The 15,129-nt window shown below is 67.8% G+C and carries 12 protein-coding genes; 8 read left to right on the forward strand and 4 right to left on the reverse strand.

Features of this window, described 5'->3' with window-relative positions; genetic code table 11:
• The 5 genes from ASF81_RS08395 to ASF81_RS08415 all read left to right on the forward strand — a co-directional run bounded on the left by ASF81_RS08395 (position 1) and on the right by ASF81_RS08415 (position 3,503).
• Entirely contained in the window at positions 1-705 is a 705-nt protein-coding gene (locus ASF81_RS08395; protein ID WP_039243953.1) for a response regulator transcription factor, read from the forward strand.
• Positions 674-2,284: an ATP-binding protein gene (locus ASF81_RS08400; protein ID WP_055807573.1), complete on the forward strand. Its 1,611-nt coding sequence runs from the start codon at positions 674-676 to the stop codon at positions 2,282-2,284. Before ASF81_RS08395 ends, ASF81_RS08400 begins: the two co-directional genes overlap by 32 nt.
• Positions 2,281-2,709: an HPr kinase/phosphorylase gene (locus ASF81_RS08405; RefSeq protein ID WP_055807575.1), complete on the forward strand. Its 429-nt coding sequence runs from the start codon at positions 2,281-2,283 to the stop codon at positions 2,707-2,709. The genes ASF81_RS08400 and ASF81_RS08405 overlap by 4 nt, the downstream gene beginning before the upstream one ends.
• A gap of 120 nt (positions 2,710-2,829) precedes the next feature.
• Positions 2,830-3,234: a PTS sugar transporter subunit IIA gene (locus ASF81_RS08410; protein ID WP_017506133.1), complete on the forward strand. Its 405-nt coding sequence runs from the start codon at positions 2,830-2,832 to the stop codon at positions 3,232-3,234.
• The gene (locus ASF81_RS08415; protein ID WP_017506134.1) at positions 3,231-3,503 is read left to right on the forward strand and encodes an HPr family phosphocarrier protein; all 273 of its coding nucleotides are present in this window, start codon (positions 3,231-3,233) and stop codon (positions 3,501-3,503) included. The genes ASF81_RS08410 and ASF81_RS08415 overlap by 4 nt, the downstream gene beginning before the upstream one ends.
• A gap of 77 nt (positions 3,504-3,580) precedes the next feature.
• Here the strand turns inward: ASF81_RS08415 and ASF81_RS08420 are convergent, their stop codons facing one another.
• Complete coding sequence (locus ASF81_RS08420; RefSeq protein ID WP_055807576.1) at positions 3,581-4,636, reverse strand: ATP-binding protein; 1,056 nt, start codon at positions 4,634-4,636, stop codon at positions 3,581-3,583.
• Complete coding sequence (locus ASF81_RS08425) at positions 4,633-5,322, reverse strand: response regulator (protein WP_055807581.1); 690 nt, start codon at positions 5,320-5,322, stop codon at positions 4,633-4,635. Before ASF81_RS08425 ends, ASF81_RS08420 begins: the two co-directional genes overlap by 4 nt.
• A 244-nt stretch (positions 5,323-5,566) precedes the next feature.
• On the opposite strand from ASF81_RS08425, the gene ASF81_RS08430 reads away from it, so the two are divergent.
• The gene (locus tag ASF81_RS08430) at positions 5,567-6,517 is read left to right on the forward strand and encodes a hypothetical protein (protein WP_055807584.1); all 951 of its coding nucleotides are present in this window, start codon (positions 5,567-5,569) and stop codon (positions 6,515-6,517) included.
• A 41-nt stretch (positions 6,518-6,558) separates the two neighbouring features.
• On the opposite strand, the gene ASF81_RS08435 is transcribed toward ASF81_RS08430, so the two are convergent.
• Positions 6,559-7,659 (reverse strand): phytase, encoded by a 1,101-nt coding sequence (locus ASF81_RS08435; RefSeq protein WP_055807586.1) that lies wholly within the window; start codon positions 7,657-7,659, stop codon positions 6,559-6,561.
• 241 nt (positions 7,660-7,900) lie between these two features.
• On the opposite strand from ASF81_RS08435, the gene ASF81_RS08440 reads away from it, so the two are divergent.
• Both ASF81_RS08440 and lpdA read left to right on the forward strand, forming a co-directional pair.
• Positions 7,901-10,765 carry a TonB-dependent receptor gene (locus tag ASF81_RS08440; protein WP_055807590.1) on the forward strand — a complete coding sequence of 955 codons (2,865 nt, stop codon included), beginning with the start codon at positions 7,901-7,903 and terminating at the stop codon, positions 10,763-10,765.
• Between the two features lie 178 nt (positions 10,766-10,943).
• The gene (gene lpdA, locus ASF81_RS08445; RefSeq protein WP_055807593.1) at positions 10,944-12,350 is read left to right on the forward strand and encodes a dihydrolipoyl dehydrogenase; all 1,407 of its coding nucleotides are present in this window, start codon (positions 10,944-10,946) and stop codon (positions 12,348-12,350) included.
• Positions 12,351-12,409: 59 nt separating this feature from the next.
• Here lpdA and mutS read toward each other — a convergent pair whose 3' ends face one another.
• Positions 12,410-15,091, reverse strand: coding sequence for a DNA mismatch repair protein MutS (gene mutS, locus ASF81_RS08450; RefSeq protein WP_055807597.1), 2,682 nt, complete (start codon positions 15,089-15,091; stop codon positions 12,410-12,412).
• Positions 15,092-15,129: the final 38 nt, after the last annotated feature.

The raw sequence follows: 15,129 nt of genomic DNA on the forward strand, positions 1-15,129 counted from the left end.
TTGGCCAACATCACTCTGGTCGATGACGACGAGAACATCGTGGCGTCCGTTTCGCTGGCGCTGGAAAGCCATGGCCACAAGATCACCGCCTATCATGACGGGGCCTCGGGTCTGGCCGCGCTGGAATCCTCGCCGCCCGATCTGGCGATCCTGGACGTGAAGATGCCGCGCATGGACGGGATGGAGGTGCTGCGTCGCCTGCGCCAGACTTCGCAGATTCCTGTGATCATGCTGACGTCCAAGGACGAGGAGATCGACGAGATCCTGGGCTTCAACCTGGGCGCCGACGACTATATCCACAAACCCTTCAGCCAGCGTCTGCTGATCGAGCGGGTCAAGGCGCTGCTGCGCCGCACGGGCGCCGACGGCGGCGAACCGGAATCGGCCGCCGAAGTCTCGGGCCGGGCGATCAAGCGCGGCAAGCTGTCGATGGACCCGGCGCGCCACGAGTCGACCTGGGACGGCAAGCCCGTCAAGCTGACGGTGACCGAATTCCTGCTGCTGCAGGCCCTGGCGCAGCGTCCCGGCTTCGTGAAGAGCCGCGACAATCTGATGGACGCCGCCTACGACGATCAGGTCTATGTCGACGACCGCACCATCGACAGCCACGTGAAGCGGATGCGCAAGAAGTTCCGCGCCGTGGACAATGAGTTCGACGCGATCGAGACCCTGTATGGCGTCGGCTACCGCTACCGCGAGAGCTGAACCGGGCGGGCGCGAGCCCGACGAGGAGCCCCAGCGCCGGCCGTTGTTCCGCTTCGGCGGATCGCGGCTGGGCGGCTTCATCCTGGTGCTCAATCTGCTCAGCCTGCTGATCCTGTTCGGCGGCGCGCTGGCGATCAATGAATGGCGTCCCGGCCTGATCGAGGCGCGTCAGGAATCGCTGACGGTCCAGGCCGAGCTGCTGGCCAATGTGTTGCGCGAAGAAGGCGTGACGCGGGGCGAGCCGACGCCTGAACTGGACCCCATCCGTGCATCGATCTGGCTGACCGATCGCTTCATTCCGGCGGGCCAGCGGGTGCGGCTGTATGATGTGAACGGCCTGTTGTTGGTCGACAGCTATCAGGTGACGGAGGCCATCGGCGGGCGGCCCCTGCCCGACGCGCAGCCGGCTGGAACGGCGACCGAGGACGCCGCCAAGGCCAATCTGCTGTCCGAACGCCGGGTCGCGCGCGCCGACAGCGAACTGGCGGCCGAGGTGGCGGCGGCGCTGGACGGCTCGCCCCAATCGACCCTGCGTCGCAACGAATCCGGCGACCGCGTCGTCTCCGTCTCCATTCCGGTGCGCCATGTGCGTCAGGTGCTGGGCGTGCTGACCGTCGAATCCGGGGACGTGGACGAAATCCTGGGCGCCCAGCGGCAGGCGCTGTTCCCGTTCGCCCTGGTGGCGCTGGGGGTCAATCTGCTGGGATCGCTGCTGCTGCATCTGTTCGTGGCGCGGCCGATCATGCGGCTGTCGGCGGCGGCGGATCAGGTGAAGCTGCAACGCGCGCGGGCCATCTCCCTGCCGGACCTCGAGGATCGCAAGGACGAGATCGGCGATCTGGCGCGGTCTCTGGAATCGATGACCGACACCCTGTCGACGCGGATGGACGCCATCGAACGGTTCGCGGCCGATGTGTCGCACGAGATCAAGAACCCCCTGACCTCGATCCGGTCCGCGCTGGAGACCCTGCCGCTGGTCAAGACCGATGCGCACCGCGAGAAGCTGACGGCGTTGTTGCAGCAGGACGTGCGTCGGCTGGACCGGCTGATCACCGACATCTCCAACGCCTCGCGGCTGGATGCGGAGCTGTCGCGCGATCGACCGCGGCCGGTCGATCTGAACCGGCTGCTGGTCGATATCGTCGGCGTCTATGAGACGACGGCCAAGCCCGGCGACATTCCGGTCGTGCTGACGGCGCCCGAACAGGCCCTGCGGGTTATGGGCCGCGATGGGCCGCTGGGGCAGGTGTTCCGCAACCTGATCGACAACGCCCGCTCGTTCAGCCCTGCTGGCGGCGTGGTGCGGGTGACGCTGGAGGACATCGGGGACGATCTGCCGATCCGCGTGCGGGTCGAGGACCAGGGGCCGGGCATTCCGGCCGAGAACCTGGAGACGGTGTTCGAGCGGTTCTATACCTCGCGGCCCAAGGGGGCGGTATTCGGCTCCAACTCGGGCCTGGGCCTGTCCATCGTGCGTCAGATCGTCGAGGCGCATGGCGGTCGCGTCCACGCCGAAAACAAGTCCGAAGGCGGGGCGCGGTTCGAGATCGTCTTCCCGGCGGTCGGCCGCTGGTCGTGACCCCGGGCCAGCCAGTCCACGCCACCACCGTCGCCGTGCGTCGGCGCGGGGCCTGGCAGGGGGTGATGATCCTGGGACCCTCGGGCGCGGGCAAGAGCGATCTGGCGCTGCGGCTGATCGGGCGCGGCTGGCGGCTGGTCAGCGACGACTACACCCAGGTCTGGGCCTCGGACGGGGCCGTTCACGCCTCGGCGCCGGCCTCCATCGCCGGGCGGATCGAGGTGCGCGGCCTCGGAATCGTGGCCGCCAGAACACGCCCGGTCTGCCGCGTGGCGCTGGCCGTGGCCTGTATCGCGGAAGGGGTCGAACGGCTTCCGGAGCCGCAGACACGGGCTTTCGCGGGGGTCGATCTGCCCCTGCTGACGCTGGATCCCCGACCGGCTTCGGCCGTCGATGTGGTCGCAGCGGCGTTGGAGACGCTTTGAAACCCCGAAAGACGGGTCTATGACACGCCCCTTGCGGTCCATAGAGGGCGGCGTCCGGCCTCCCTTGCCGGGCGGGGGAATGCCTGGGACGGTTCGGGGCGGGATGCGAGTGAAGTCCTCATGATCGGTCTGGTGATCGTCACCCACGGCGGGTTGGCGTCCGAGTTTCTCTCCGCCATGGAGCATGTGGTCGGCCCGCAGCGCGGCGTCGCGGCCATCTGCATCGGGCCTGACGACGACATGGAGCGTCGGCGTCGCGACATCGTCGACGCGGCCGCGGCCGTGGACGACGGCGAAGGGGTCATCCTGCTGACCGACATGTTCGGCGGCACGCCGTCGAACCTGGCCATCTCGGTGATGGAACAGACGCGCGCCGAGGTCATCGCCGGGCTGAACCTGCCCATGCTGATCAAACTGGCCAGCGTGCGGGGGCGCGAGACGCTGGAATCCTGCGTGGCCCATGCGCAGGACGCGGGGCGCAAATACATCTCTGTGGCGTCCTGGGTGCTCGCAGGCGAAAAATGACCGTCACCGCGACCCTGAACATCTGCAATACGCGCGGTCTGCACGCCCGCGCCTCGGCCAAGTTCGTCAAACTGGCCTCCAGCTTCGAAAGCGAGATCCACGTCACCCGCGACGGCGTGACGGTGGACGCCCGCTCGATCATGGGCCTGCTGATGCTGGGCGCCGGCATCGGCTGCAGCATCGACGTCTCCGCCGAAGGCCCTGACGCCGAAGAGGCCATGGAAGCTCTGACCGACCTGGTCGCGCGGAAATTCGACGAGGATCAGTAGGGCGTCGTCATCCCCGGATATGGAACCACTTCGATTTTTGAGCGGTCCATTGCCAGGCGGCTGATTTCAAAACGAATCTACGAAACGGCGGGGATCCAGATCTCGATCCTGGATCCCAGGCGAGCGCCGGTCAAGTAACGCGCCGATCCGCCGTGGGCCTCGGCGATTGCGCGGACCGCGGCCAAGCCCAGGCCGGTCCCGCCGTTCTCGCCTGACCCGTGTTTGAAGGCGGTGAAAACGGATCGGGTCATGGCGTCGGGCAGGCCTGGGCCGCTGTCCTCCACGGCGATGACGGCGAAGCGTTCATCGGTGATCAAGCTGACCGAGACAGGGCCGGGATCGGCGTGGCGACGCACGTTGTCGAGCAGAGCCAGGACAGCCTGCTGAATGCGGTCGCCGTCGCAAACAACCACAGTGGCCGGCGTCGTCCAGGTGATCGGATAGCCCTCCGCCTCAGCTTCCGTGCCGACCAGGGCGCGGACATCGTCCAATCGCTGACCCAGGTCCTGGGGCGTCAGGCGCAGTTGCAAACGACCGCTATCGGCCAGACTGACGACGCGCAAATCCTCGATCAGGCGGCCCAGGGCGTCGACCGGCTTGAGCAAGGTCAGGATCATCTCGCGGTCCAGCGGCAGGACGCCGTCGGCGGCCGCTTGCAGACGGCCTTTGACGATCGTGACGGGCGTTCGCAGTTCGTGCGCGATCGAGGCGTTCCACGTCGTCATGTCGGCGGCGAGCGTCTCCAGCCGCGCAGCCATCAGGTTGAAGTCGTCCACCAGGTCGGCGGTCTCCGAAAAAGACCGATCGCCAGCCAGGGCGCGCGCGGACAGGTCGCCATCGGCGATCGCACGCGCGGCGCCGGACAATGAGGCGAGAGGCATGACAAGGCGGCGGGCCAATTGCAGCCCGGCCACGGTCGCGCCGATCAGGGCCACGACGGCGGCTGACGCCAGAGCGACATAATCCACTGACTGCGGTCGCCAGGCCTGGGGCGAGGCCACCGCATCGGGATAATTTTCGAAGACCCAGCCGTACAGGGCGAATGCGCCGGCGGCGCTAAGTCCAAGCACCCCCAGGATGACCAGAGCCGTACGCACGGCGATGCGACGGCCGAGCGCGCGGGCGGCCCTCACGCCAGGACCTCGAGGCGATAACCCACGCCACGAACGCCGACGAGAACGCCGTCGGCGCCTGCGTTTCGTAACTTGAGCCGCAGCTTGCTGAGGTGGCTATCTACCGTGCGATCGAGCACCTCGTCGCCTTTCAAGCAGGCGTCGGCCAACTCGGCGCGGGAAAAAACCCGCATCGGATAGCGCGCCATGTGGGCCAGCATGCGGAACTCGGTCAGGGTCAGGGGCAGGCGCTGCGGCTTGTCCAGCCCGCACCACTGGACGATGTGCGCCTCCAGATCGATCTCGAGCGGACCCAGGCGGATCACGCCGCCTTGGCCCGATCCGCCGCTGCGTCGCAGTATGGCGTGGGCGCGCGCCACGACCTCGACCGGATTGAACGGTTTGACGACATAGTCGTCCGCGCCGATGCGCAACGCCTGAAGCTTGTCGATGTCCTGATCCAGCGCAGTGAGCATGATGACGGGCGTCTCGCCTCGGCGCCTCAGTTCACCGAGCACGCCCCAGCCATCGACGCGCGGCATGCGCACGTCCAGCAGCATCAGATCGGGCCGAAGGGCGGCGTGCAGGTCCAGAGCGATCTGGCCATCCAGGGCGCGGACGGTGCGAAACCCCTCGCGCACGAGATAGGCGTCGAGCACGGCGGCGATCTCGGGTTCGTCTTCGGCGATGATGACCAGGGCGCTCATTAGATCTCCACGACATCGCCCAGCGATGGACGGCGATCCAGACCAGATGGGGTGTCTCCACGATTTCTCCATCAAGTCCACACCCAGGCCCCACGGCCCCGTGCGAAGCGGCCCCAAACCGAAACCGCTTTTGAGATCCAATGAAGTTCAGCGCCCACCAGATCTTCGTCGCCGCCATGACCGCCGTGAACGTCGCCGTGCTGGCCGCCTGTGGCGTGTTCATCGTGGCGATGCTGTGAAGCGCATGGATCGGCATTGGGCGCGGGTTACGGCGGCCGCAAGCCTGATCGCGCTTATTGCGGGGTGCGCCAAGCCGGTCGAACCGCCTGCGCCGCCCCCGCCTCCGCCGCCTTCAATTCAGCTGGACGACAGCGTGGCGCGGACGGCGTCGGTCTATCTAGTCTTCATGCGGGATGTCGCCACATTCGAGGGCGGCTTCGTCGATGCGGAGGCGGTGCAGGCGGCATTGCAGCGCGGAGCGACTTCCAACGCCGAGCAGTTGGCGCGGGGTCTGGTGGCCTATGGAGCGGTGCTGGCGATGCAGTCGCCGGACTTCGTTGCGGGGGTGCGGTCCTATGCCGCCGATCCTACGCAGCGCCGCGAAATCCTGGACCGTCTGACGGCCGACCCCGCCTATGCCGTGACCTTGCCTGGCGCAGACGTCGCGGCCGGGCTGATCGCCGAGGTCATGGAGGAGGGCGCCGCAGCCATCGAAGCCGCAGCGGATCGGGTGGAGGCGGATGCCTATACGATCCAGGCGCGTAGCGATCCGCGCCGTCGATGGGCGGGCCAGCCCATCGCGGACCGACAGGGACGGCTGGAGCGTGCGAAGGCCGCCTCGGCTGCAACGCAGCTGGCGTCGGACGTCGAGAGAGAGACGCTGCTGAAGGTTGCCCACGCCGAACCCTCTCGGATCCCGACGTCGCCTCTGGCGGCTCCCTATAAACCGGCGGTGGCCCGGTCCCTGTCCGTCGCCGCTCGGGCGCTGTTGGGCGAAAGCGTGAAAGATGATGGAAGCGACGGTGTCCTGCAGGATCCGAACGCCACCTTCTGCCTGCAGATGTCCAAGCTGAACCTGTTCCAGTGTCTGGCCGCCGCCAAGCCTAGCTACGAAGACATGTTCTGCATCGGCCGACACGTCGTCAGGGACATGGCCGACTGCACCCGCACGGCGTTGAATGCCGCAGGGTCCTGATGAAAGAGACGTGATCGAGGGCGACCGCCGCCGAGGGGCCGCTACAGCCCCAGCGCCCGTCGGATGTCGCGCCAGTCGACGTATTTGAAGTTCTGGGTTCCCACGTCGTTGACGTCGTCCTGGATCACGACAAGGCCGTCGGGGAAGGGGCCGACTTGACCGCTGGCGGCCGCCAGGCCGTCGGTGCCGGTGACGCCGTCCACCGCGCCGTCCACGACCTTGAACCGGCCCTTGTATTCCGGCGCCGGGCCGTCGATGCGCCAGACGGGGAAGGTGGAATCGCCTTGGCTGGAGGCGATCAGATAGCGGCCCGAGGGGTCGGTGATCGTGGTCAGGCCTTCCGCGTCGGCGACCAGGATGCCCTTGGCGATGGGCTGGATCAGGGTGCGGGCCGCGCCCGAGGCCGGGTTCAGGCCATAGCGCCACAGGCCGACGTTCTCCTCGTTGATATAGAGGGCGTCGGTCGCTTCGTCGGCGGCGCAGCCTTCGGAGATGGTTCCGATCTCGGCGCTGCGGACCAGACGCGCCGTGGGCTGGTTGGCGGCGTCCACGCCAAGGATGAACTGGCGCAGTTCGCCCTCGTGCCCGACCAGGATGGCGTGGACCTCGGCCCCGCGACGCGCAAAGCAGAAGCCGTAGGGTTCGATCACGTCGGTGGCGACGGCGCCCCAATAGCGCACGCCGTTCTGGCCGGTCCCGGCCGGGTCGAACGTATAGAGCGAGATGCCGGTCTTGCCCGGCGTGCGGTCGCTCGCGCCCAGCACCACCTGCGGGCGGCCGCCCACCGACAGGCCCTCGACCACATCGACATTGTTCAGCAGGCCCTCGGGCAGGAACTGCAGGATCTTGCCGTCGAAGCCGTAGATGTAGAGGCCGGACTTCTTGTCCGTGCCGGCGACGAAGCCCGGGGTTTGTTGACCCATGATCGTGACCGGCGAAGCGCTGGCCCAGACGGCGGGGTCGTCGGCGGCGTCCTGGCCCGCCGTGCCGACCGATGGGGTTTCCAGCACGGCCATAACCGGGGCGGCCGGACCGACCAAGCCCGCGCCCTCACCCTGGAAATCGACTTCCGTCGTGGCGCAGGCGGCGAGCAGGGCCAGGGCGGCGCAGGCGCTCAGCGAGCGGGCGAGGGAAGGGCGCATGTTGGTCTCCGGACGATCTGCACGCGTCCCTGTGGCCAAGCCGCGTGTGGGTCAACGGCGCGGGCGTGACGGTTCGGCGTCGGTTCGATGATTGATGTTCCGTCAAGGGATCAAGCGTCGCCGTTCCGTCGGAAAACCGCGAACTGGGCGTCGTGGAATCGTCGCGGTCGCGTCGCTGCCCAAGGTTAAGCGGCCCCTCCATCGGCTGAAGCGAAACGTCGCTCGCCGAAGGGGACCTGACATGAAACTGAACCTGCTGATGGGCGCCGCGATCGCGCCGATGATCCTGGCGCCGCTGGCCATGCCCGCCCATGCCGATGTCGACGCCGTGGCCTCGGCATCAGCTGCGGTCGCCGGCGACGTGATCTACGGCCGGGTGACTAACGCCGCCGGCGCGCCCCTGCCGGGCGCCGAAGTTCTGGTGCGCGGCACCAGCCGGCGGGCCGTGACCAACACTCAGGGCGAGTTCACCCTGCCGACCGCCAGCGGCTCCATGGTGCTGGAGGTCAACTATCTGGGCCTGCCTTCGACCAGCCAGACGGTCGTCACGACGCCGGGCGAGAACGCCAATGTCGCCATCGTCTTGGGCGCCCAATCTTCAGGGGGAATGGCGGCGACGGACGTGGCCGATGTGATCGTGACCGGCGTGATCACCGACGGCGTGGCCCGCTCGCTGAACCAGCAGAAGAACGCCGACGGCACGGTCAACGTCCTGTCGGCCGACGCCATCGGTCGTTATCCCGACCCGAACGTGGCGGAATCGCTTCAACGCGTTCAGGGCATCGCCATCCAGCGCGACCAGGGCGAAGGCCGCTACATCAACGTGCGCGGCGCGCCGGCCGCCTTCACCGCCGTGTCGGTGGACGGGGTCGCCATTCCGGCCGTGTCGCCCACGACCCGCGCGGTCGATCTGGACACCCTGCCCTCGGACATCGTCTCCAGCGTCGAGGTGTCCAAGACCCTGACGCCGGCCCAGGACGCCGATTCCATCGCCGGCGCCGTGGACATCAAGACCCGCTCGCCCTTCGACAAGCGCCGCCTGGCCGTTAGCGGCTATGCGGGCGGCAGCTACAACGACTACGGCGGTTCGGACACGCGCGCGGGCGCAACGGCGTCCAACGTCTTCGGCCCGGATCAGACCTTCGGCGCCTTGGTGTCGGTCAGCTATTCCGAGACCAACCGCCGGCCGGACAACGTCGAAAACGGCTGGGTTCTGATCAACCGCAACGCCGCGCAGGGCGGCGGCCAGATCTGGGGTCTGGAGAACACCCTGTTCAAGGATTACGAGACCGAACGGACCCGCAAGGCCGTGACCGGCGCGCTTGAATGGCGGCTCAGCGACGCGATCCGTCTGTGGGTTAAGGGCTCCTACGCCCAGTTCCGCGACGACGAATTCCGCAACACGCTGAACTTCACCTACAGCGACGGCACGCTGCAGCCGGGTTCGACCGACACCAGCGCGACCTTCAACAACGCCCGCATCTACAGGCAACTGCGTCACCGCACTCAGGAGAACGACATCTCCACCTTGGTGCTGGGCGGCGAGCAGACGTTCGGCAATGGAGCGGTCTGGGACGGCGCCCTGTCGTTCGCCAACAGCAAACAGACCTATCCGCACCGCGACGAGCTGGTCTATCGCTCCAGCGCGACGACCCTGTCCTACAACACGGCTGACCATTATCAGCCGACCTATTTGGCCTTCAGCGAGCCCACGGGCTTCTATCTGAACGCCAACAACTACAGCTTCCGCGAAAACACCTTCCGCTCGAACACGACCGAGCAGGACGATGTGGCGTTCAAGACCAATCTGTCGCTGCCCACCGTGATCGGCGGCCGCGAAGTCGAGCTGAAGTTCGGCGCCAAATACAGCACCCGCGACGTGACGGCCGATGAAGAGCGGTTCCGCGACCGGAGCGCGGCCGCCAGCTCCGGCGCCCTGGCCCCGCTGCTGAGCGATCGTCCGTCGCAGAACTACGACTACAATCTGGGCTTCAAGTTCGATGCGGGCTTGGTAACCGACTATTTCGATCGCGTCCGGGCCGGCTCGACCAATCCCGACCCGGCCGCCGGCGTTCGCCGCATTCCGCAGTCGATCACCGCCGACTACACCGCGCAGGAAGACATACTGGCGGGTTACGGCCAGGCCCGGTTTGATATCGGCGCGACCAATGTGCTGGTCGGCCTGCGTGTCGAGAAGACCGACTTCGAAGGGTCGGCGACCAGCGTGGCCCTGTCCGGCGCGCAGACTCCGGTCAAGGTTGAGCGCGACCAAACCGATTTCTTCCCGAACCTGACGCTGCGCCACAGCTTCAGCGATCAGCTGGTCGGTCGTTTCGCCCTGACCCGCGCCATTTCGCGCCCGGACTATACCGACATCGTTCCGCGCGTTCTGGAAACCACCGACAGCGGCCGCACGACGGTCACGCGCGGCAATCCCGATCTGAAGCCGACCCTGTCGAACAATGTCGATGCGGGACTGGAATATTATCTGCGGCCGCTGGGCGTGATTTCGGCCAACGCCTTCTACAAGGACCTGTCGAACTACCGCTTCACCCTGGTGACGGACGGCGTGCCCTATGTCACCCCGACCACCACGGTCGCTCAGGTCACCGAGGCCCGCAATGCCCGTGACGGCCATATCGCCGGCATCGAGTTCAACTGGCAGCAGACGTTCGACTTCCTACCGGGCTGGGCTTCGGGCTTCGGCGTCTTCGCCAACTACACCCTGACGGATGCGGAGATCAAAACCAGCCGCGCCTTCGCGGGTCGCGACACCTTCGTTCTGCCGGGTCAGTCGGACGAGACCTACAACGCCGCCCTGTTCTACGAACGGTACGGCTTCAGCGCGCGCGTCTCCTACACGCATCGTAGCGACTTCCTGGAGGCGATCGACGCGACCAATCCCGGCAAGGACCTCTATGTCGAGGGGCGCGGCCAGCTGGACTTCACCGCCAGCTACGACTTCGGCAATGGGATGGAAGTGTTCGGCGAGGCCAAGAACCTGACCGACAGCGCGGGCGTCCGCTACTACGGCGTCAAGGAGCGGACCTACGAGTACGAGAAGTTCGGCTACAACGTCTTCCTGGGCGTGCGCTTCAAGCTCTGAGCGCGCCGGTCAGACATGATCGAAGGGGCCGGGCGGCGACGTCCGGCCCTTTTTCATGGTTTCCGCCTCTGCAATTGGTCGAAACCCGGCCCCATATGGGGTCCAGCGGTTGACCCGTGCGGGGTCGGCGCTAGTGTCCGCGCGCCTTTCCCCGCGCGCCAGAAGACCAGAGGATACCATGGCCGAAGTCACCGCCGCCTACGACGTCGTCATCATCGGCGGAGGCCCTGGCGGCTATAACGCCGCGATCCGGGCGGGCCAGCTGGGCCTGAAGGTCGCCTGTGTTGAGATGCGTTCGACGCTGGGCGGCACCTGCCTGAACGTCGGCTGCATGCCATCCAAGGCCCTGCTGCATGCGTCGGAGCTTTGGAACGCCGCAAACACCGAGTTCGCCAAGATCGGCATCGAGGTCCAGCCCAAGCTGCACCTGGACCAGATGCACAAGGCCAAGGACGACAGCGTCACCGCCCTGACCAAGGGGATCGAGTTCCTGTTCAAGAAGAACAAGGCTGACTGGATCAAGGGCAAGGGCAAGATCGTCGGTAAAGGCAAGGTCGAGGTGACCGCCGCCGACGGCTCGGTCCAGACGCTGGACGCCAAGAACATCGTCATCGCCACCGGCTCGGAGCCGACCCCTCTGCCCGGCGTCGCCTTCGAAGACGGCAAGGTCATCGATTCCACCGGCGCCCTGTCGCTGCCGGCCGTGCCCAAGAAGCTGATCGTGGTTGGCGCCGGGATCATCGGCCTGGAGCTGGGTTCGGTCTGGCGCCGTCTGGGCGCCGAGGTCACGGTGGTGGAGTTCCTGGACCGGATCACGCCCGGCATGGACACCGAGGTCGCCACCGCCTTCCAGCGCACTCTGACCAAACAGGGCATGAGCTTCAAACTGGGCGCCAAGGTCACCGGCGCCAAGTCAGGCAAGGACGGGGTGGAACTGACCGTCGAACCGTCGGCCGGCGGCGCCGCCGAGACGATCAAGGGCGACGTGGTGCTGGTCGCCATCGGTCGTCGTCCGTACACGGACGGTCTGGGCCTGGAGAGCGTCGGCGTGACGCCGGACAAGCGCGGCTTCATCGACCATGACCACTTCAAGGTCGCCGATGGCGTCTGGGTGATCGGCGACGTGACCCACGGTCCGATGCTGGCCCACAAGGCGGAAGAAGACGCCGTCGCCGTGATCGATACCATCGCCGGCAAGTATGGCCACGTCGACTATGCCCTGGTGCCCAGCGTCGTCTACACCTTCCCCGAAGTGGCCTGGGTCGGTCAGACCGAGGACCAGCTGAAGGCGGCCGGCGTTCAGTACAAGAAGGGCAAATTCCCCTTCACCGCCAACAGCCGCGCCAAGATCAATCACGAGACCGACGGCTTCGTGAAGGTTCTGGCCGACGCGGCGACCGACAAGGTGCTGGGCGTCCACATCATGGGCCCGCAGGCCGGCGAAATGATCCACGAGGCGGCCATCACCATGAGCTTCGGCGGCGCGTCGGAAGACATCGCCCGCACCTGCCACGCCCACCCGACCCGTTCGGAAGCCGTCCGTCAGGCGGCCATGGATGTCGAAGGCTGGATGATGCAGGCCTGATCCGAAACGGATCGAGACTCAAGCAGGGCCCGGACGGCGACGTCCGGGCCTTCGTTACATCAGGCCAGACCCTTCAGCCGATAGAGCGCCTCCAGCGCCTCGCGCGGGGTCAGGTCGTCGGGGTCGACGTCACGCAGGGCCAGTTCCACGGGCGAGGGGCCGCGCATCGGTTCCGGCTCGGCGACGGCGAACAGGGGCAGGTCGTCCAGTCGGGCGGCGGCGGCCTTTTCGCCTTCCAGCCGGTCCAGCACCGAGCGGGCGCGGGCGACGACGGAGGCGGGGACGCCGGCCAGTTTCGCGACCTGGACGCCGTAGGAGCGGTCGGCCGCGCCGGGCGCCGCCTCGTGCAGGAAGACCAGTTCGCCGTTCCACTCGCGCGCGACCATGGACAGGTTGCAGACGTGGTCCAGCCGCGTCTCCAACTGAGCCAGCTCGTGATAGTGGGTGGCGAACAGGGTGCGGGCGCGATTGGTCTCGTGCAGGGCCTCGGCCGTGGCCCAGGCGATGGCCAGACCATCATAGGTGGCGGTGCCGCGCCCGATCTCATCCAGAACGACGAAGCTGTGCGGCGTGGCCTGGGTCAGGATGGCGGCGGTCTCGACCATCTCCATCATGAAGGTGGAGCGGCCGCGCGCCAGGTCATCGCCGGCGCCGACGCGGCTGAACAGCCGGTCCACCACGCCCAGCCGCATCGAGCGGGCAGGCACGAAGGCGCCGGCCTGGGCCAGGATCACCAGAAGCGCATTCTGGCGCAGGAAGGTCGATTTACCCGCCATGTTCGGCCCGGTGACGATGGCCAGGCGCGATCCGTCCTGGCCCGACCCGTCCAGCCGGGCGTTGTTGAGGGTGTAGGGATCGCCGCCCGCCTTGACCGCCGCCTCGACGACGGGGTGGCGGCCGGCCTCGACGCAGAAGGTCAGGGTGTCGTCCACGATCGGGCGGGTCGCGCCGACTTCCTGGGCCCATTCGGCGAGGGCGGCGTGGGCGTCCAGTTCGGCGAGCGCCTCGGCGACGGCTTGCAGGGGCTGGGCCAGGCGGGCGGCCTCGCGTCGCCAGCCCTCAAAGGTCTCGCCTTCGATGGCGAGCGCCCGGTGGCCGGCCTGGCTGATCTTGGCGTCCAGCTCCGACAGTTCGACGGTGGTGAAGCGGACCTGGTTGGCCAGGGTCTGGCGGTGGATGAAGGGGCTGTCGGGCCCGGCGCGGAGCAAGGCTTCGGCGGCCTTGGCGCTGGTTTCGAGGAAATAGCCCAGCAAGGCGTTGTGCTTGATCTTGAACGGCACGCCGGACTCGGCGACGGCGCGGGCCTCCAGATCGGCGACGACGCGGCGGCTGTCGTCGCGCAGGGTGCGGGCGGCGTCCAATTCGGGGCGATAGTCGGGGCGCACATAGCCGCCGTCGCGCGCCAGATGGGACGGCTCGTCCACCAGGCCGTCGATCAGGTCGGCCTTGAGCCGCGAGACGTCGGGCGACAGGGTCAGGCGGTCCAGCGCCGAGGCGATGCGGCGCGGCTGGCCGGTCAGGGGATCGACCTGACCCACGAACAGACCGGCGACGCCCTCCGCGATCGACAGGCCGGTGCGCACGGCGGCCAGGTCGCGCGGGCCGCCCCGACCCAGCGCCAATCGTCCGACGGCGCGGGCGATGTCGGAGGAGGCCTTCAACGCGTCGCGCAGATCGCGACGCAGATCGCGGCGCTCCAAGAGCCATTCGACGGCGTCGAGCTGCTCGTTGATGGCCAGGGGATCGCGCAGGGGCCGGGCGATGCGTTCGGCCAGGGCCCGGGCGCCGCCCGAGGTGACGGTGCGGTCGATGCAGGCGAGCAGGCTGCCCTCACGCTCGCCGCGCTGGGTGCGATCGATCTCAAGGCTGGCACGGGTCGCCGGGTCGATGGCCAGAAAGCCGCTTTCGCCCAGACGGCGGGGCGGGGCCAGGGCGGGAACCTTGCCGGCTTGGGTCGTCTCCAGATAGGCGGCGATCAGACCCAGCGCCGAGACCTCGGCCTCTTCGAAGGCGCCGAAACCGTCGAGCGCCGAGACGCCGTACAGGCGTTCGACGCGGGCGCGCGCGGCCTGGGGTTCGGCGATGGCGCCGGCCAGCGCCTGGACCACGCCGCCCGAGCCGTCCAGGGCGTCACGCGTCGCCTCGTCCGAATACATCCGGTCGGTGACCAGGACTTCGGACGGGCGGAAGGCGGCCAGGGCCGCGCCCAGATCCTCGATGGCGCAGGCGACGCTGTCGACCGCGCCGGACGACAGTTCGACCACGGCGACGGCCGCCCGACCTTTACGCACCGCGACCGCCGCCAGACGATTGGCGCCGCGCGCGTCCAGCAGGCTGTCTTCGGTCAGGGTGCCGGGCGTCACGACCCGGACCACCCCGCGGTGCACCACGGCCTTGCCGCCGCGCTTCTTGGCCTCGGCGGGGTCTTCCAGCTGTTCGCAGATGGCGACCTTGTGGCCGACGCGGATCAGGCGGGCGAGGTAGCCCTCCATCGCATGGACCGGCACGCCGGCCATCGGAATGTCCTCGCCCTGATGCTTGCCCCGCTTGGTCAGGGTGATGCCGAGCGCCGCCGCCGCGACCTCGGCGTCCTTGAAGAACAGCTCGTAGAAGTCGCCCATACGGAAGAACAGGATGGCGTCCGGCTGGCCCGCCTTGGCCGTCAGATATTGCGCCATGAACGGCGTCGCCCCTTCCAGCGAGGCGGCGATTTCCGGGGGATGAGAGATGGGCGCGTTCATGTGGCCACAGGGTGACGGATCGCGCCCGGCGGCTCAAG

The sequence above is a fragment of the Brevundimonas sp. Leaf168 genome, assembly GCF_001423685.1.
Taxonomy (GTDB): Bacteria; Pseudomonadota; Alphaproteobacteria; order Caulobacterales; family Caulobacteraceae; genus Brevundimonas; species Brevundimonas vesicularis_C.

Coding starts and splice junctions, on each gene's coding strand:
- ASF81_RS08400 (WP_055807573.1), top strand. CDS start 674: ATGGCGTCGGCTACCGCTACCGCGAGAGCTGAACCGGGCGGGCGCGAG.
- ASF81_RS08410 (WP_017506133.1), top strand. CDS start 2,830: ATGATCGGTCTGGTGATCGTCACCCACGGCGGGTTGGCGTCCGAGTTT.
- ASF81_RS08415 (WP_017506134.1), top strand. CDS start 3,231: ATGACCGTCACCGCGACCCTGAACATCTGCAATACGCGCGGTCTGCAC.
- ASF81_RS08425 (WP_055807581.1), bottom strand. CDS start 5,322: ATGAGCGCCCTGGTCATCATCGCCGAAGACGAACCCGAGATCGCCGCC.
- ASF81_RS08430 (WP_055807584.1), top strand. CDS start 5,567: ATGGATCGGCATTGGGCGCGGGTTACGGCGGCCGCAAGCCTGATCGCG.
- ASF81_RS08435 (WP_055807586.1), bottom strand. CDS start 7,659: ATGCGCCCTTCCCTCGCCCGCTCGCTGAGCGCCTGCGCCGCCCTGGCC.
- ASF81_RS08440 (WP_055807590.1), top strand. CDS start 7,901: ATGAAACTGAACCTGCTGATGGGCGCCGCGATCGCGCCGATGATCCTG.
- lpdA (WP_055807593.1), top strand. CDS start 10,944: ATGGCCGAAGTCACCGCCGCCTACGACGTCGTCATCATCGGCGGAGGC.
- mutS (WP_055807597.1), bottom strand. CDS start 15,091: ATGAACGCGCCCATCTCTCATCCCCCGGAAATCGCCGCCTCGCTGGAA.